We start from the raw sequence: 16,322 nt of genomic DNA, 5'->3' as shown, positions 1-16,322 counted from the left end.
GGCGGTGGCGGGCCGGGATCGGGGGACGGCCCCGGCGGCAGCGCGAAGAAGAACGGTTTCGGGTTGAGCAGCAGTTCGGGCAGGCCCAAGCGGCCGAGCAGGCCCGGCGGGGGTTCCGGGGCGTCGGTGAGGTCCGGGCACGGATTGGTACACGGATCCGGCGGCAACTCCACCGGGGTGCGGACCGGCGGACCGGCGGGCGGCTCGCCCGGGTCGGCCGTGACCACCGGGTACGGGACCGGCACCTCGAGCGTCTTCGGCACCAGCGATTCGTGCTTGGGCACCGGATCGGTCGCGCACGGGCCGACTCCGGGAATCGGTGCGGCGGAATCGGATTCGGCACCGGGCGCCGCGACGGCCGCCGGGTGCTGCGTACCCACCAGCATCCCGGCGCCCACGACGAACGCCCCAACGGCAGCCACCAGCCGCACGGCCATGGTCCAACCCCTCGAAACCGTGTAATTGCGCGTATTGGTCCGCCGCGTCATGGTGCTCCGTGACGACGCGGCGGTCTCACCCGCGCCAGACACTACCGGGATGAACCGGGCAATTCGCGACATTCGATCGCGATGTGTCCCCTGCGATCACTCCGTTCTCGCGCGGGCACGGGAAATGGTGTGGGTGACTCTCCGAGAACGCGCTTACAGTGGGTTTCAGTCGGCCGCCGAGTGTCCACCCCGACCTGGAGGACCGGCGAGCCCTGCGCGACGTGACGGATGCGTTCGCCGATACCGAAGTGGATTGTCGCCGTGAAGAAGACATTCGCCCGACGCGTGCTCCCGGTGGTTGCCGCGGCGGGCCTGCTCACCCTCGCCGCACCGGCGGCCGTCGCCGCGCCCCGGGACGGCTCCGTGCCGCCGGGCTCCAGCGGTGCGGCCCCCAGCGCGGGCGGTTCGGGATGGTCGGACAGCCCGCACGAGACGGTGCTGCTGCCGCCCTCGGGCGACGAATCCGGCTACCCGTTCTACGCCACCTGCACCCAGGTCTGGGCCGAACACGGCGGGCCGCTGTACCCAGGCCAGCGCGGCTACCGCAGCCAGCTGGACACCGACGGCAACGGAGTAGCCTGCGACCTGCCGCAGTAGTGGTGGCGCACAACCGTTTCCGTGCCATGCCGTCCACCACCATCGTTCCCGGCATGCCGTCCACCACCATCGTTCCCGGCATGCCGTCCACCACCATCGTTCCCGGCATGCCGTCCACCACCATCGTTCCCGGCATGCCGTCCACCGTCGTCGTTCCCGGCATGCTTTTGGCCGGGATCCACACCTCGGACGCAGTGGATTCCGGCCAAAGCGTGCCGGAAATAAGGGCGAGCGCACCGGAGTAACGACGAGTGCGCCGGAGTAAGGGCGAGCGCGCCCGGATGCGTGCCGTCGGGTACTAGTCGTCGGCGGTGAATACGAGCATGGTGGCGCCGATGCGGACCACGTCGCCGTCGGTGAGCATGGCGCCGCTGTCGATCGCCTGCTCGTTGATGAAGATGCCGTTGGCCGAGTGCAGGTCCTTGATCAGCAGTCCGGCCCGGCTCGGCTGGATGTGGGCGTGGTAGCGACTCACCTTGGGGTCGTCGAGCACCAGGTCGTTGTCGGTCATCCGGCCGATCTTCAAGCCGCCCTTGGCGATCGGCACCACGCGGCCGTCCGGCAGCCGCAGCCGCCCGCCGCGCGCGCTGTGCGGCGCCTCGGTGACGGTTTCGGTCATCGCGGCGGCCATCCGCTCGGCCTGCGCGATCGCCAGGGTGTTCAGCGGCTCCTGCCGCAGCACCCGCTTCTCCAATTCGACCAGCGCCGGACCCGGATCGATACCCAGCTCGTCGGCGAGCACGGTGCGCACCCGGCGGCACGCGTCCAGCGCATCGGCCTGCCGCCCGGACAGGTAGAGCGCGGTGATCAACTGCGCCCACAGCGGCTCCCGCAGGGGCTGCTCGTTCGTCATCGACACCAGCTCGCCGACCACCGAAGAGGCACGCCCGCAGGCGATTTCGGCATCGATGCGCGCCGAGGCGACCAGCAGCCGCTCCTCGTCCATCGCGGTGGCGAAGCTGTCGGCGAACTGCAGCCCGGACAGATCGTCGAGCGCCTTGCCCGTCCATTCGGCCAGTGCCGCGGCGAATCGGCGGGCCGCGGCCTCGTGATTGCCCGCGTCGGCGGCCTCCGTGCCGGAGCGCCGGGCCAGCTCGAACCGGCCCAGATCGCAGCCGCTGTCGGACACCTCGAAGCGATAGCCCGAGGACTCGGTGCGCAGCACCGCCCCCGGGTCCACCCCCGAATTGCGCAGCGCCTTGCGGATATTGGACACGAAGACCTGCAGGCTGGCCTGGTAGGAGTCCGGCGGCTCCTCGTTCCACACCATGTCGGCCAGCGCCTGCGACGACACCGCGCGGCGGCGGTTCACGATCAGGGCGGCCAGCAGCGCACGCGGTTTCGGCCCGCCCACCGGCACGGGTACTCCGTCGACCAGCAATTGCACCGGTCCCAGGACCCGCACATCGAGACTCATGTCCGACTACCTAACACCAACATTGGCCATTGCACACCCGAGCTACCGGCGTCCCCGCATGGTGCGCCGCGGTCCCACGATACGTATACGCCCGAATAAAGGTGTCGCCACCGCCCGAATCGGGGCCTCCCACCATCCCGTTCAGGGCCTCCCACCATCCCGGCACGCCCCAGCCTCGACACGCTTTCGGCCGGGGTCACACGTCGAGGTGGATTCCGGGCCAAAAGCGTGCCGGAAATATGGAGCCACGTCGGAAGGAAGGCCGAGCTACCCCGGAAGGACAGGAGTAGCGGCCCACCTCGCGACGACGCCGGAAGGATGGGCCGTGCCCCGTCACCCGGCACGCGCCGGAGCATTCCCGCCATCCCGCACGCGGTCCCCTCCCATCCCAGGCAGGCCGTCTCCTCGCATCCCCGGCACGCGGTCTCCTCACATCCCGGCACGCCGCCACTTCACATCCACGGAAGGCGGCCTCTTCACATCCCGGCACGCCGCCACTTCACATCCCCGGCATGCTTTTGGCCGGGGCCTCCTACGCGGTGACGGACTTGCCCGCGGACTTCAGGTCGGTGCAGGCCTCGATCACGCGCTCGGCCATCGAGGTCTCGGCCTTCTTCAGGTAGCTGCGCGGGTCGTAGGTCTTCTTGTTGCCGACCTCACCGTCGATCTTCAGCACGCCGTCGTAGTTGGAGAACATGTGCGCGGCGATCGGGCGGGTGAACGCGTACTGGGTGTCGGTGTCGACGTTCATCTTCACCACGCCGAAGTTCAGCGAGTCCTCGATCTCGGACTTCAGCGAACCCGACCCGCCGTGGAAGACGAAGTCGAACGGCTTGGACCCCTCGGGCAGGCTCAGCTTGGCGGTCGCCACGCGCTGGCCCTCGGCCAGCACCTCGGGCTTGAGCACCACGTTGCCGGGCTTGTACACGCCGTGCACGTTGCCGAAGGTGGCGGCCAGCAGGTACTTGCCGTTCTCGCCCCCGCCCAGCGCGTCGATGGTCTTGGCGAAGTCCTCGGGCGAGGTGTAGAGCTTCTCGTTGATCTCGGCCTCGACGCCGTCCTCTTCACCGCCGACGACGCCGATCTCGACCTCGAGGATGATGTTCGCGGCGGCGGTCTGCTTCAGCAGTTCCTTCGCGATCTCGAGGTTCTCGTCGATCGGGATCGCCGAACCGTCCCACATGTGCGACTGGAACAGCGGGTTCTTCCCGGCCTTGACGCGCTCCTGGGAGATCGCGATCAGCGGCCGGACGAAGGTGTCCAGCTTGTCCTTGGGGCAGTGATCGGTGTGCAGCGCGATGGTGACGTCGTACTTCGCGGCGACGACGTGCGCGAATTCGGCCAGCGCGGTCGCGCCGACGACCATATCCTTCACACCCTGGCCGGAGCCGAATTCGGCACCGCCGGTGGAGAACTGGATGATGCCGTCACTGCCGGCCTCGGCGAAGCCGCGGATCGCCGCATTGATCGTCTCCGACGATGTGCAGTTGATCGCGGGGAAGGCGAAGGAGTTCTCTTTGGCCCGACCGAGCATCTCGGCGTAGACCTCCGGAGTCGCGATGGGCACTGCAAGACCTCCGTGTGTGTGCTGCGTACAACAATTCTTTAGGGAATACCCTAAGTTCCGCCGTCCCCGGGGCGGAAGGCGGGCTGTCAACGGCGATTGAGCCCGGTCGACAGTGCCCGACCAGCAACCTCCTGAGAGGTTGCCGTGAGGTTCGGTGCTATAGCGAGTGTGCCGGTACTGTGGGGGCCGTGACCTTGCTGGCCATATCCGACACCCTCGCGAGTAGCTCCGGAATCGGAGCGCTGCTCGACCCGATGCACCTGCTCACGGAGACGTGGCTGAAGAATGCGGTGCTACCGGCCATCCTGGTCATCGTCTTCATCGAAACCGGCCTGCTGTTCCCGATCCTGCCGGGCGACTCGCTGCTGTTCACCGGCGGTCTGCTGGCGGCGCAGCCGAATCCGCCGGTAGGGATCTGGGTCTTGGTGCCCGCCACCGCGCTCGTCGCCATCCTCGGTGACCAGAGCGGTTATTGGATCGGCCGTGCCATCGGCCCGGCGCTGTTCCACAAGGAGGACGGGCGCTTCTTCAAGCAGCGCTATGTCACCGAGACCCACGAGTTCTTCGAGAAGCACGGCCCGAAGACCATCATCCTGGGCCGGTTCGTGCCGATCGTGCGCACGTTCATGCCGGTGCTCGCGGGTGTGTCGAAGATGGACTACCGCAAGTTCCTGACCTTCGACATCATCGGCGGCATCCTGTGGGGCGGCGGCGTCACCGTGCTCGGCTACTTCCTGGGGAACGTCGCGTTCATCCGCGACCATGTCGAGGCGATCTTCCTCGTCATCGTGTTCCTCTCGATCCTGCCCGCGATCATCTCGGTCGGCCGGAAGCTGCTGAACCGGGAGCCCGTCATGGCCGACACCGCCGCCGAGTCCGACATCCCTGTACCGACGAACGAACCCACGCGCTGACCCTTGTCAACAATGCCGCTACCCCTCGCACTGGGCGGACTGGATCCGCTGCAGTCCGCCGGGCCGGCACTCGTCTGGACCGTCGTCATCGTCTTCGTGTTCCTCGAGTGCGCACTCATCATCGGCCTGTTCCTGCCCGGCGATTCCATGCTGCTGACGGCCGGAATCGTGCTGGCCTCCCACACCACCGGCCACGCCCAGGTGTGGGGGCTGGCCGTGGCCACGATGATCGCCGCGATAGCGGGCAATCAGGTCGGCTACGTGATCGGCAATCGCACCGGCCACCACCTGGTGGCGCGCAAGAACGGGCGCTATATCAACGCCCGAAATCTGGCCCGGGTGTCCGAACTGCTGCAGCGGCACGGCTTCGCGGCCGTGCTGGTGGCCCGGTGGATTCCGTGGGTGCGCACGCTGTGCCCGCTGGTCGCCGGCGCCGCCGGGATGGACCACCGCCGCTACACGATCGCCAGTTCGATCGGCGCGGTGATCTGGGCGCCGGTGCTGCTGCTGGTGGGCTACTACGCGGGCGGGTTCCTGGAGCAGGTGTCGTGGCTGATGCCGATGGTGATCGGCACGCTGGTCGTCACCCTGATCGTGGGCACGGGGCTGGGGATCCGGCAGTATCGGATCGAGATGGCGCGCCCCGCCGAGGACTTCGACCTCGACGTACCGCATCCCGAGGCCGACTGCGCCGTCTCCGCCGCGCGCGCCGCGAACGAGCGCGAATGATCAGAGTCCCGCGGCCGTCACCAGGTGCGCGGACTCCATCAGCAGCCAGCCCGACAGCTGCACCGACAGGTCGCGTTCGGGCGTCTTGGACGAGGTCACCGAGCCGCCCGAGGTGAAGTACGAGGCACCGGCCGTGCCGGTGGGCAGTTCCGCGGGCCGGCTCCAGTCGCTGCCGAACAGCGGGTCCCCCTCGACCTCCAGCCGATGGTCCCAGGCCGCGCGGGCCGACGCGGTGACGATCGCGGCCGCGGTGCGCCGCGCCGTCCGCTGCTCGGTGCCGTCCCCGGGCAGCATCAGCGCCACGTGCGCCAGATAGCGGATCAGGATCCCGTGGAACAGGCCGCCGTCGCCGCCGCCCCCGCCCGTGACGATGCCGCTGCTGGTGAGGTGCTCCTCGACGGCGTGCAGCAGCCGCTGCACCCGCTCGATATGCTCGAATTCGCCGGTGTGCACGGCCAATTCGGTCTCGAGACCCAGCACCACGCCCTGGCAGTAGCTGAACACCGGGCGCTCCAACTCCCCGGCCGGCAGGTGGATGCCGTCGAAGATCAAGCCGGTATCGGGGTCGCGCAGCGTCTTGTCCAGGAAGTCGGCGATCTCCGCCGCCCGCTCGTACTCGCCGAACCGGGCCAGGGCGATCGCGGCCGGGCCGTTGGCGGGGGCGTTGAAGAAGTCGGAGCCCTTGCGCCACGGCACGGCCCCGATCTGCGGATCGAACCCGGCCGACAGATCCTTCTGCAGGGCGATCAGCCCGCCGCGAACCTCGGTGATGCCCTGGATGCGCTCGGCGCGTTCCAAAGCGATTGCCAGCCAGGCCATATCGTCGTAGTAGTTGTTGGTCCAGCCGGTGATGTTGCGGATGCGGTGGCCGCGCGCGATGGCGGCGATTCGCTGCTTGCGGACCGGCGTCGGCTCCCGGTTGGCCGCATCGACCGCGACGTCGATCAGATGCGCCTGCCACCAGTAGTGCCAGGTGAAGAAGGCTCGCTCCGCGGCCGTCGCCGGCCAGCCCACGACCGCCAGCTCCGCCCCCGGGACGAGCCACAGCATGCGCAGATGCCGGGATACGATCGCGGATTCGGCCCGGTCGGCCCGCTCGGCCCACACCGCGGGACCCAGCTCGGCCGCGGGCTCGGTCCGGGGTGGGGTGCGCCGCTGGGACCGCGGCGCGGGCGCGTCGTCGCTCCGCGAAGTCATGGGTCAATGGTGCCAGCCCGGCACCGAATTTCGCGCCCGATTTGTTACGGAATCGACTCGTGGCCGCGATGTGCCTAGCCGTTGCTGTGGATCTGTCACAACGGCTGCTGCGCGAAAGCCGTGTGTGCGCTAGCGCGCGGCCTCTCCGAGGCGCGCGGCGAAGCCGTCCAGCAGGCATTCCAAGCCGTATTCGAAACTTCGGCCGGGTGCCTCGTTGTAGTCCGTGGGCTGATCGATGCGGGCGCGCACGTGCGGGAAGTCGGCGGCGATCTCGGCCGCGGCGGACATGGCGTCGGCCATTCGCCGCTCGGGATCGCCGCCGTCGCGGCCCAGCCGCCGCTTCAGCGAGACGGTGGCAGCCGCGCCGACCACATTGCCCAGCACATAGGTGAACACCGCGGCGAGCGCCCGATCCGCGGCGGCGGGGGAAAATCCGGCACGCTCGTACACGGCGAGGGAAAGGTCGTCGAAGCGGGACTTGCCGGGGCCGTACATGAGATAGCCCGCCATGGCCTGCACCATCCACGGATGCCGCTCCAGCACCGAGTGCATGCCGGTGGCCAGGGCCTCGGCGGCGGCACGCCAGCCGAGTTCGTCCAGATCGGGCAGCTCGATCTCGTGCCACACCTCGTCTCCGGCCAGCCGGACCAGGTTGTCCTTGTTCTTCACGTGCCAGTACATCGCGGTGGCGGCCGCATCGAGCCGCTTGCCGAGGCTGCGCATGTTCAGGCCGTCCAGCCCCTCGTCGTCGAGCAGTTCGATGGCGGTGCGGACGATCTGTTCCCGGGTCAGCGAGTCGCGAGGCATATCGCGAGAATAGTTGCACAAAGTTCAATCACGCCCCGGACATCCTCGAGGGCCTTGCTACCCAGGTCTTTCGTCTCCGGCACGATGCAGGCGGGCGGCCATCACCCGGGAGCGCTCCCGAAACTCCGCGGGCTCCTCGATGACGAAATCGGTGTCGAGGAAGGCGAGGTTGAGCACCAGCCATTCGAAGGAGTCGATCCAGGTGGTGACCCTGCACCGGTCGGCGGACACCGCCTCGATCGTGCAGTCCTGCCACTTCAGGCGGTCGGCGACGCGCTCGGCGGGGGCGTCGACGAGGACCACGGCGCGATACCGGCCCGCCGTCAGCGCCTCGCGCAGATATTCGGTTCCCGATTCGGCGGGCAGCGGGCGCGGAGTGAATCGCGTGGTGCCGACCTCGAGTTCGCCGATCCGGTCGACGCGGAAGGTGCGCCAGTCGCCGCGATCGAGATCCCAGGCCAGCAGGTACCAGCGCAGATGCATATGCACCTGCCGATACGGTTCGACCCGCCGTCGCGAGGTGGCCGCGGGCGAGGTGTAGGTGAACGCGACGTGTTCGTGCCGGACGGCCGCCGCGGCGAGGGCGGTCAGCACCTCGGCGTCGAGGGCGGGCGCGATCTGGGTCGCGGCCTCGACCGTGGAGCGCACGGCGACGGCCCGGGAGCGCAGCCGCTTGGGCAGGAACTGGTCGATCTTGCCGAAGGCCCGGTCGGCGGCCGAGCCGATGCCCCCGGCCTCCGGGCCGCCGGTGGTCGCGGCCAGCAGGCCCAGCCCCACGACGGTCGCCACGGCCTCGTCGTCGTCGAAGACCATGGGCGGCAAGGTCGTTCCCGCCGTCAGGCGGTAGAACCCGCCCGGGCCCGGCTGCGTCGTGACCGGGTAGCCGTAGTCGCGCAATCGCTCCACGTCGCGCCGCACCGTGCGGGCGCTGATGCCCAGGCGCCGCGCCAGTTCGGCGCCGCTGAAGCGACGACCCGTCTGGAGAAATGCCAGCAGTTCGAGCGCGCGGCGGGTGACGTCGGCTCGTTCCCCTTGGAGCCACGACCCCGCCGGATCGTTACCGCTGGACACCGCCACCAGCCGCCGTCCGGTCGGAGGTTGTCCACATATCTCCCATCATCCTCGAGATGTGGTCAGAATCTGTCCACATCTATCCCTAGCTTGGGGATATGGCTGATATTCGTATTCGCGCCGCGCGGACGAACAACCTGAAACACATCGACATCGATGTGCCGCGCGGGCAGCTCGTGGTGTTCGCGGGCGTCTCCGGCTCCGGCAAGTCGTCGCTGGTCTTCGACACCATCGCCGCGGAGGCCGGGTATCAGGTGAACGAGACCTATCCCCCGTTCGTGCGCAACCGGCTGCCGCGCTGGACCCGGCCGGACGTCGATCTGATCGAGGGAGTGTCGCCGGTGGTGGTGATCGACCAGAAGCGGCTGGGCGGCAATGCCCGGTCCACGGTCGGCACCATCACCGACGCGTACACGTATCTGCGCCTGCTGTTCTCGCGGGTGAGCGAGCCGTATGTCGGTGAGTCGAACTACTTCTCGTTCAACGACCCGGCCGGGATGTGCCCCACCTGCGCGGGCCTGGGCGAGACCGTCGCCACCGAGGTGGACCGGCTGCTCGACCTGGACAAGTCGCTGGAGGAGGGCGCGATCCTGCTCCCCGGCTTCGGCAACGGGCAGTACTGGTACCGGCAGTACGCCGATATCGGGTCGTTCGATCCGCGAACGCCGCTGCGGGACTGGTCGCCGCAGGAGCGGGAGGCGCTGCTGTACGGCGGCGACGCGGCGGCACGACTGGGCACCCGGCCGCCGCAGGACTACGAGGGCGTCGTCGAGCGATTCGAGCGGATCTACGTGCACACCTCCGACACCCCGTCGGACCACAAGCGCGCGGTCGTGGAGCGGTTCACCCACGCGGCGCCGTGCCCCGACTGCCACGGCGAACGCCTGAACGAGGCGGCGCGCACGGCCCGCGTGCTGGACCGCACCATCGTCGAGATGAGCTGCATGGAGATCGAGGATCTGGCCGGAATCGTCACCGGCGTGCGCGACCCGAATGTGGCGCCGGTGGTCGCGGCGCTGCACGAGAAGCTCGAGGCGCTCGATTCGATCGGCCTCGGCTACCTGTCGCTGGCCCGGCCCACCACGACGCTGTCCGGCGGCGAATCCCAGCGCATCAAGACGGTCCGGCATCTCGGCAGCAGCCTGATCGAAATGCTGTACGTGTTCGACGAGCCGACCGTCGGCCTGCACCCGCACGACGTGGCGCCCATGACCGGACTGCTGAAATCGTTGCGGGACAAGGGGAATTCGGTGCTGGTGGTCGAGCACGATCCGGATGTCATGCGGGCGGCCGACCACATCGTCGAGATCGGCCCCGCCGCGGGTGACGGCGGCGGACGGGTGGTGTTCGAGGGCGGATTCGACGCCCTGCTGTCGGCCGATACGCCGACCGGGCACGGGCTGCGGTCCCGGCGCACGGCGCGGACACCGCGGGTGCCCGCGGGCAAGCTGCGGATCGAGAACGCCACCCGCAACAACCTGCGCGACGTATCCGTCGACATCCCGACGGGCGTGCTGACCGCTCTCACCGGCGTCGCGGGTTCGGGGAAGTCGAGCCTGGTCGCCGAGCTGATCGAGCAGCATCCGGCCACCGTGGTCGACCAGCGGGCGGTGAGTATCAACCGGCGGTCGACCACGCTCACCTACACCGGCATCGCCCCGGCCATCCGCAAGCTGTTCGCGCAGCGCAACGGGGTGAGCGCGGGGCTGTTCAGCGCCAACTCGGCCGGGGCGTGCCCGGTCTGCAAGGGCGCGGGCGTGATCTACACCGACCTGGCGTTCATGGACGGGCAGGAGGTGGTGTGCGAGGCGTGCGGCGGGCGTCGGTTCACCGACGAGGTGCTCGGCTACACCGTCGACGGGCTCAGCATCGCCGATATCGACGACCTCACGATCGCCGAGGCGACCCGGCGGCTGCCCGTCCCGGCGATCGACCGCGCCCTGCGCCACCTGGACGAGGTGGGCCTGGGCTACCTGCGCCTCGGCCAGTCGCTGACCACCCTGTCCGGCGGCGAATGCCAGCGACTGAAGATCGCCAAGGAACTCGCCCGCCCCGACCAGCACACCCTGTACGTCCTCGACGAGCCCACCACCGGCCTGCACCTGTCCGATATCGCCACCCTGCTCGAGGTGCTGAATCGATTGGTGGACAAGGGAAATACCCTGGTCGTGATCGAGCACAACGTGGACGTCATCCGCGCCGCCGACTGGGTGATCGACCTCGGCCCGGGGCCGGGACGACACGGCGGTCGGGTGCTGTGCGAGGGCACGCCGGAGCAGCTTGCGAGGTGCGAGGAGTCCAAAACCGCTGCAGCACTACGGGTGTCACCGAACTAGCCGCACCACCGATATTTCCGGGGCATTCGCGCTGGCTGCGCCCCATCATTATTCCGGGCTGGCTGCGCCCACATCATTGCTTCCGGGCTGGCTGCGCCCACATCATTGCTTCCGGGCTGGCTGCGCCCACATCATTGTTTCCGGCGTGCTCTCGGCCGGAATCGTAGGCGTAGGCCGGTTGGCTTGAGGGTCAAGGTTTCTCGGACGTCGAGGCGGTAGTTCGGGTCCGGTTCCAGGTCGAATTGGTGGAGGATGGCGGCCAGGGTGACGGCTATTTCGTGGTGGGCGAATTGGCGGCCGATGCATGCGCGCGGGCCGGTGCCGAAGGGTTTGTACGTGCGCGGGGGCAGGGTGCGGAGGTTGTCGGGCAGGAAGCGATCGGGGTTGAACTCCTCGGCGTCGGGCCCCCAGGCCGGATCGCGATGGGCGGCCTGCAGGAGCACGAGGACCCAATCCTTCTGGCGGAATCGGTATCTGCCGTCGCACAGCGTGGTGTCCTGTTTCGCGCGCCGGAAGTAGCCGGGCGCGGTGGGCCACAGCCGCAGCGTCTCGTCCACGGCGCGGCGCAGGGAGCGCAGCTTGGGGACATCCTCGAAACCGATATCGGGGAATTCCGCTGCGGGCCAGCGCTGATCGAGTTCGGCGCGGATGTCGTCCGCGAAGCGCGGGTGGACCGCCAGGTAGTGCAGCGCGAAGGCGATGGTGTTGGCGGAGGTCTCGCTGCCCGCGATGAGGAAGGTCAGGATCTGATTGCGGATGTTGGTGGTGTCCAGACCCGTGCCGGTATCCGCATCCACACCGTCCAGCATGAGATCGAGAATGTCGCGGGTACCCCTGTGCGGCTGCGCTTGTCGCGCCTCGATGATGGCGTCGACGACCTCGTGCGCACGAGCGAGATCGTCCAGGTGCCGCCGATGGTCGGCCCGGCGGAAGATCCGCTCGAACCAGGGCAGCACATCGGTGCGGCGGTTGGCGTAGGTCAGCTCCCGAACCATGGCCGCCACGAACGGATTTCGCTGCGGATCGGCCATCGAGCCGAACGAATGGGAGAACCCCGCCCGCGACATGATCTCGAACGTCAGCGTATTCGCTCGATCCGGAATATCGATCCAGTCCGCGGCCCCGGCCCAGGTATCGGTCAGCTCCCGCACCGCGCCGACGATCGTGGCGTGGTAGTCGGCCATCGCGGACTTGGTGAACGCGGGAGCCAGGACGTGATGCGCCTTGGCCCAGTTCGGTTCTCGATTGAACGCCGTGAACAGCCCGTCGCCGGCGAGCGGCCGCAGCTTCACCAGCGAGTGGCCGATGTGCTTCTCCCACAGCTGCTCGTTGTTGACCTCCTCGATCGCCCCGGCGCCGGTGACGATGGTCGCGGGAAAGCCGAACAGCTTCTGCTGGAATACCGGCCCCAGCTCCCGCCCCTGCCGCGCCAGTCGCTGGCACGGCTTGGCGAAGTCCGTCGTCAGCACATCCCCCAGCAGCGGCAGGCGGTAGGGCGGGTGCGGCAGGGTCTGCGGCATTGCCGTCGAAAGCTCTGTCATATCGGTTCCCCTGTTCACCGGGCCGGTTCCGGCGTGGTGTCGATGGCGGTATCGGGCGGGTGGCTCGCGACGAACCGGCAGGCCGCGGGCCACCAGGCGGCGAGCCGGACCAGTTCGGCGACCTCCTCACCCAGCGTGGCAGGCGCCGACGAGAGCGGCATATCGGTGGCGTCGCCCGGCGACTCGGCCGGTGCGGCCCGCAGGTGGGCGGCGTAGGCGAGCCGCAGGGCATGGTTCGCGAAATCCGTCTCCGCTTGCGGAACACGTTCGGCGGCAATGAATCTCGCGAAATCGGAGGGATCGATCTCGCGGAAGTACGGCCGCAGCTCCAGCATGGCGTCACGGATCTCGACGGCGGTGCGGTGCAGCTGCAACACGGTGGCCCGGCGCGCCGGCGGATCGTCGTCCAGCGGGAGCCTGCTGTCGGGAAACAGGTCGACCAGCGACCGCCACAGGGGCTGCAGGCGACGCCGGCGGCGGCTCGTCGCGTCGATGCCGAGGAATTCGCCGAGCGATTTGACCAGCGGAGCGGCGGCGACGAGCGCGATGATGGTGGCGATCCAGAAGAAGTTCCGCGAGTTCGTCTGCAGCCGGTACTCGACGGAATCGACGACGTCGAACTCCTGCAGCACCGCGAGGACCAGCGCGACGGCGGTCGTCACGCCGATCGCCGCGCCCGCCGCCGCGATCCCCGTCAGCACCGCCTTCTCGCCCCCGGTGATGCCGGGCTGCCGGAATTCCGCCCGGCAGCGACGGATCATCTGGAAGGCGAGGTACAGCGGCAGCACCGCGAACGCCACCCAGACGAGCACCTCCGCCGTGCCGCCGGACACCTCGACCGGCCGCCCCTCCTGTCGCGCCCGCGACCCCGCCGCCAGCATCGCGATCGACAGCAGCACGGCGAGAGCGTAGTAGGCGAACTGCCGACGCCGGACGACGGCCGGTTCCTTCCCCGAGAGCAGATCGATGACGCACAGAAACGGCCCGATCGAGACGACGATGGTGCACAGCGACAACTGCTGCACGGCGGTCACCGTCACCGGAGACGCTGCGGCGACGGCCTTTTGGACCGCGTGCTCGCGTAGCAGCTGGGTGGCGGCGATGACCGTGAGCGTGGTGTTGAGGTACTGCTCGGCACCGCTGCCGTTGAACCAGCGCCACCGGACCGCCACCACGAACACCAGCAGACCGATGAGCGGCCACGCGATCGCGGCCGAGACCGACGATGTCACTGCTGCCTGAACAGGACGTTGCGGAGGTTCTGCCGCCGGGCGCCCGGAACCGAGGAGACCATGACCATGGTCGCGAACAGTTCCGCCTCGCGCTCCATCTCGTTGCCGTACCCCGACCGGCCGAGCACGGCCCGCACGGCGGACGGATCGATATCGGGCAGCAGGGTCCGCAACGTCGCATCGCCGGACGGACCGCCGTCGGCGGCCGGATAGGCGAGGTCGTGACCGAGCACCATATGCCCGACCTCGTGGCACACGATCTGGTCGATGTGATACTCCGAGGTCCCGCCCTCGTAGACGATCACGTCGTCGTGTTCGCGCATCAACCACAGGCCGCAGGGGCTCTCGACCACGCCGAGCACGCCGATCGGAACCAGGGTGATCGGACGCCCGCGCAGTTCGGCGACGGATTCGACGAACCGGTCACGGTCCCAGGGATCCGGGATCGGCAGCCGCTCGAGCGCCTTCCTGATTCGCCTGGCCGATGTTCCCATTACGGTCCGTTCCGCGCCTGTCCTTCGTCTGCCGGTCGGCGGCGGGTGCCCTGCGCGTCGACCGGGGGCAGATTCTCCAGCTCCCGGGCCCGGTCGACGATCGAGGCAATACTGGACAGCGTGCGCGGGGTCAGACCCGACGCGCGCAGGGCCAGATTCCGCACGCCCGCATCCTTCATAGCCTGAAGCAGGCTCAACTGCGAATCGAGCGCCTCGTCCGTGCCGGTGTCGAGCAGATAGGACGCGGGGACACCGAAGAACTGCGCGATCGCCCGCAGATGCGCGACGGTGGGGTTGGTCTTCAACCCCGAGCGCAACTGCCAGAGGTAGGCCGGACTGATCGACGTCCCGGTGGCGCTCGTGATCGCCTCGGCCGCAGCGGCATTCGACAACTGTGGCTCGGACGGCCGGTGCATCACCTCGAACAGCCGATTGATCTTGTCGGCCAGATCGGTCGACGCCCCCTCCGGACCGCCGGATGGTGTCTGCTCGTCCTCCACGGCCCCTCCGTCCCGAGTAGCGGCAGCTTTGACCACAGTACATCACACAGCCATTGACATATACCAACGTACATGGGACGGTCTGAGTCTACGTAAGTACACGTAGGCCTCGTCTGGTGTGCACTGGCGCGAAGGGGGAGTCAGTGCGCACCGGGCGTCCGGCGCCCGCGCTGCGGTCCCGCCGGATACGGCGCTCCGGTCGACGATGCCCGGAGCGTTTTGGCATTTCCGGCGAAATACGTTGTCGCGCAGCGGTTTCTGCTTCCGGTTGACGATACGCCGCTGAATTCCACCGGCGGACTCGAGTATTTCCACCGATCCGCACCACACTCCGCCGCGGGATGCTCGGCGCATGGGCTTACGGAATCGACATGGTGCACCGTCGAATCAGCGCTTGCCCGGAGCCGGTCGAGCCCGAGCGAAGACTACGGGCCGAGGCGCCGTAACAGCGTTGCGTGCCGGGGTCGCCGCTGCCCTAGCGGTAGCCGCCGCGGCGCTCAGCGCGTGCACAGGCGCGCCGGACCGGGAGCCCGAGGCGCGGGAGCTGACAGAGGCGGTACGGGCGATGCCCGGGGTCACCAGCGCCTCCGTGAACTACAGCAACGACATCACCCAGGGCGTCACCACATCGGTCTCGGTGGATATGCGCGACGCCACCATCGACCAGATCGAAACCGTCGCGGCCCGGGTCGAGGACAGCCACCGGCGGCACTTCGACGAGTACAAGCGGTCGGCGAGTTTCTACGTCGGGGGCGGCACGGTCGAGCACCGCACGGACAAGCCGGACCGCCACACCTTCGTATCCCCGGCGCTGGTCGCCGCCGACGCACGGGCAATCCGGCAGATCGGATCCGCCCTACCGGCCGCGGCCGAGAGCCGGATCGATTGGACCCGAACCGATCTCGGAGCCGAACTGACGCTGCGGGAGGCCGCCGACGATTCCGCGCTGGGTGCCGTCCGCTCTGTGCTCGGCGATCAGCGAGTGCCGGTGCGGGTCTTTCCCGCGGTGCGCACCGACATCGCCTGGAAGGTCGACTTCCCGTTCGCCGCCGACGACGAGGCCCGGGTGCGCGCGATCCTTTCCCGGTCGCCGCTGCCCGTCCGCAGCGTGGACGTCACGGCGGGCCGACTGGCGCGCATGAAGGTCGACACGCCCAATCCTGCCGACGCGCATGATCGACTGGTCTCGCTGATCGAACTCGCCGCACCGACTCCCGCGCACCCGATGCTGCTGGAATGGGTACAACCTCGCCCGTCGAACACCGGTGACGAGCTGGAGTTCAAGGGCAGCGTCCACGTCGGCGGCTGCTCCTACAGCACCAAGATGTCCGGGGAGCGCGATCCGGAAAAGTACTACACGGCTGAGGCCATCACGCTGCGGCAACAACTACGCGGCCGATACGACACGTGCCCGAGGTGAAGGAGCACGCCG

Annotated in this window: 14 protein-coding genes and 2 pseudogenes; 6 read left to right on the top strand and 10 right to left on the bottom strand. The window is 68.7% G+C overall.

Annotated elements, in window-relative coordinates; translation table 11 throughout:
* A pseudogene (locus NM1_RS37060) lies at positions 1 to 488 on the bottom strand (DUF4185 domain-containing protein); the annotation flags it as partial.
* Between the two features lie 261 nt (positions 489 to 749).
* Here NM1_RS37060 and NM1_RS37055 point away from each other — a divergent pair.
* On the top strand, positions 750 to 1,085 hold the full coding sequence (locus NM1_RS37055) for an excalibur calcium-binding domain-containing protein (protein WP_169814390.1): 336 nt from the start codon (positions 750 to 752) through the stop codon (positions 1,083 to 1,085).
* 26 nt (positions 1,086 to 1,111) lie between these two features.
* Complete coding sequence (locus tag NM1_RS37050; RefSeq protein WP_147289059.1) at positions 1,112 to 1,330, top strand: hypothetical protein; 219 nt, start codon at positions 1,112 to 1,114, stop codon at positions 1,328 to 1,330.
* Between the two features lie 53 nt (positions 1,331 to 1,383).
* Here the strand turns inward: NM1_RS37050 and NM1_RS37045 are convergent, their stop codons facing one another.
* Complete coding sequence (locus NM1_RS37045) at positions 1,384 to 2,502, bottom strand: BTAD domain-containing putative transcriptional regulator (protein WP_068031435.1); 1,119 nt, start codon at positions 2,500 to 2,502, stop codon at positions 1,384 to 1,386.
* A 532-nt stretch (positions 2,503 to 3,034) separates the two neighbouring features.
* Entirely contained in the window at positions 3,035 to 4,069 is a 1,035-nt protein-coding gene (gene fbaA, locus NM1_RS37040) for a class II fructose-bisphosphate aldolase (RefSeq protein WP_068031432.1), read from the bottom strand.
* A gap of 254 nt (positions 4,070 to 4,323) precedes the next feature.
* Between fbaA and NM1_RS37035 the strand changes: the two genes are divergently transcribed.
* Positions 4,324 to 4,983 (top strand): DedA family protein, encoded by a 660-nt coding sequence (locus NM1_RS37035; protein WP_084520404.1) that lies wholly within the window; start codon positions 4,324 to 4,326, stop codon positions 4,981 to 4,983.
* 12 nt (positions 4,984 to 4,995) lie between these two features.
* Positions 4,996 to 5,664 (top strand): annotated as a pseudogene (locus NM1_RS37030) (DedA family protein); the annotation flags it as partial.
* A gap of 48 nt (positions 5,665 to 5,712) precedes the next feature.
* On the opposite strand, the gene NM1_RS37025 reads toward NM1_RS37030, so the two are convergent.
* The 3 genes from NM1_RS37025 to NM1_RS37015 form a co-directional block, all read right to left on the bottom strand.
* The gene (locus NM1_RS37025) at positions 5,713 to 6,762 is read right to left on the bottom strand and encodes a glycoside hydrolase family 76 protein (RefSeq protein WP_246011537.1); all 1,050 of its coding nucleotides are present in this window, start codon (positions 6,760 to 6,762) and stop codon (positions 5,713 to 5,715) included.
* 276 nt (positions 6,763 to 7,038) lie between these two features.
* Positions 7,039 to 7,716 carry a TetR/AcrR family transcriptional regulator gene (locus NM1_RS37020; RefSeq protein WP_068031422.1) on the bottom strand — a complete coding sequence of 226 codons (678 nt, stop codon included), beginning with the start codon at positions 7,714 to 7,716 and terminating at the stop codon, positions 7,039 to 7,041.
* A 57-nt stretch (positions 7,717 to 7,773) separates the two neighbouring features.
* On the bottom strand, positions 7,774 to 8,793 hold the full coding sequence (locus NM1_RS37015; protein WP_246011521.1) for a helix-turn-helix transcriptional regulator: 1,020 nt from the start codon (positions 8,791 to 8,793) through the stop codon (positions 7,774 to 7,776).
* A 92-nt stretch (positions 8,794 to 8,885) separates the two neighbouring features.
* On the opposite strand from NM1_RS37015, the gene NM1_RS37010 reads away from it, so the two are divergent.
* Positions 8,886 to 11,123, top strand: coding sequence for an ATP-binding cassette domain-containing protein (locus NM1_RS37010; RefSeq protein WP_068031419.1), 2,238 nt, complete (start codon positions 8,886 to 8,888; stop codon positions 11,121 to 11,123).
* A gap of 131 nt (positions 11,124 to 11,254) precedes the next feature.
* On the opposite strand, the gene NM1_RS37005 is transcribed toward NM1_RS37010, so the two are convergent.
* Genes NM1_RS37005 through NM1_RS36990 form a run of 4 tightly spaced genes read right to left on the bottom strand, consistent with a single transcriptional unit; the run spans position 11,255 to position 14,806 of the window.
* Complete coding sequence (locus tag NM1_RS37005) at positions 11,255 to 12,664, bottom strand: cytochrome P450 (RefSeq protein WP_084520401.1); 1,410 nt, start codon at positions 12,662 to 12,664, stop codon at positions 11,255 to 11,257.
* A gap of 14 nt (positions 12,665 to 12,678) precedes the next feature.
* Positions 12,679 to 13,896 (bottom strand): MAB_1171c family putative transporter, encoded by a 1,218-nt coding sequence (locus NM1_RS37000; protein ID WP_068031414.1) that lies wholly within the window; start codon positions 13,894 to 13,896, stop codon positions 12,679 to 12,681.
* Positions 13,893 to 14,390, bottom strand: a complete 498-nt coding sequence (locus NM1_RS36995; RefSeq protein WP_084520400.1) for a hypothetical protein — start codon at positions 14,388 to 14,390, stop codon at positions 13,893 to 13,895. Before NM1_RS36995 ends, NM1_RS37000 begins: the two co-directional genes overlap by 4 nt.
* Positions 14,390 to 14,806: a helix-turn-helix domain-containing protein gene (locus NM1_RS36990; protein ID WP_246011538.1), complete on the bottom strand. Its 417-nt coding sequence runs from the start codon at positions 14,804 to 14,806 to the stop codon at positions 14,390 to 14,392. The genes NM1_RS36995 and NM1_RS36990 overlap by 1 nt, the downstream gene beginning before the upstream one ends.
* Before the next feature lie 535 nt (positions 14,807 to 15,341).
* On the opposite strand from NM1_RS36990, the gene NM1_RS36985 reads away from it, so the two are divergent.
* Positions 15,342 to 16,310: a hypothetical protein gene (locus NM1_RS36985; RefSeq protein ID WP_147289060.1), complete on the top strand. Its 969-nt coding sequence runs from the start codon at positions 15,342 to 15,344 to the stop codon at positions 16,308 to 16,310.
* Positions 16,311 to 16,322: the final 12 nt, after the last annotated feature.

The sequence above is a fragment of the Nocardia mexicana NBRC 108244 genome (genome assembly GCF_001613165.1).
GTDB classification, from domain to species: Bacteria; Actinomycetota; Actinomycetes; order Mycobacteriales; family Mycobacteriaceae; genus Nocardia; species Nocardia mexicana.
The sequence above is the reverse complement of the archived record's forward strand: the minus strand, read 5'-3'. Positions and strand labels throughout refer to the sequence as shown.

Bases quoted from the DNA above. Each gene is read 5' to 3' on its own strand.
- NM1_RS37050 (WP_147289059.1), top strand. From the start codon at position 1,112: ATGCCGTCCACCACCATCGTTCCCGGCATGCCGTCCACCACCATCGTT.
- NM1_RS37025 (WP_246011537.1), bottom strand. From the start codon at position 6,762: ATGCTGTGGCTCGTCCCGGGGGCGGAGCTGGCGGTCGTGGGCTGGCCG.
- NM1_RS37005 (WP_084520401.1), bottom strand. From the start codon at position 12,664: ATGACAGAGCTTTCGACGGCAATGCCGCAGACCCTGCCGCACCCGCCC.
- NM1_RS37035 (WP_084520404.1), top strand. From the start codon at position 4,324: ATGCACCTGCTCACGGAGACGTGGCTGAAGAATGCGGTGCTACCGGCC.
- NM1_RS37045 (WP_068031435.1), bottom strand. From the start codon at position 2,502: ATGAGTCTCGATGTGCGGGTCCTGGGACCGGTGCAATTGCTGGTCGAC.
- NM1_RS36995 (WP_084520400.1), bottom strand. From the start codon at position 14,390: ATGGGAACATCGGCCAGGCGAATCAGGAAGGCGCTCGAGCGGCTGCCG.
- NM1_RS37020 (WP_068031422.1), bottom strand. From the start codon at position 7,716: ATGCCTCGCGACTCGCTGACCCGGGAACAGATCGTCCGCACCGCCATC.
- NM1_RS37010 (WP_068031419.1), top strand. From the start codon at position 8,886: ATGGCTGATATTCGTATTCGCGCCGCGCGGACGAACAACCTGAAACAC.
- NM1_RS36990 (WP_246011538.1), bottom strand. From the start codon at position 14,806: ATGCACCGGCCGTCCGAGCCACAGTTGTCGAATGCCGCTGCGGCCGAG.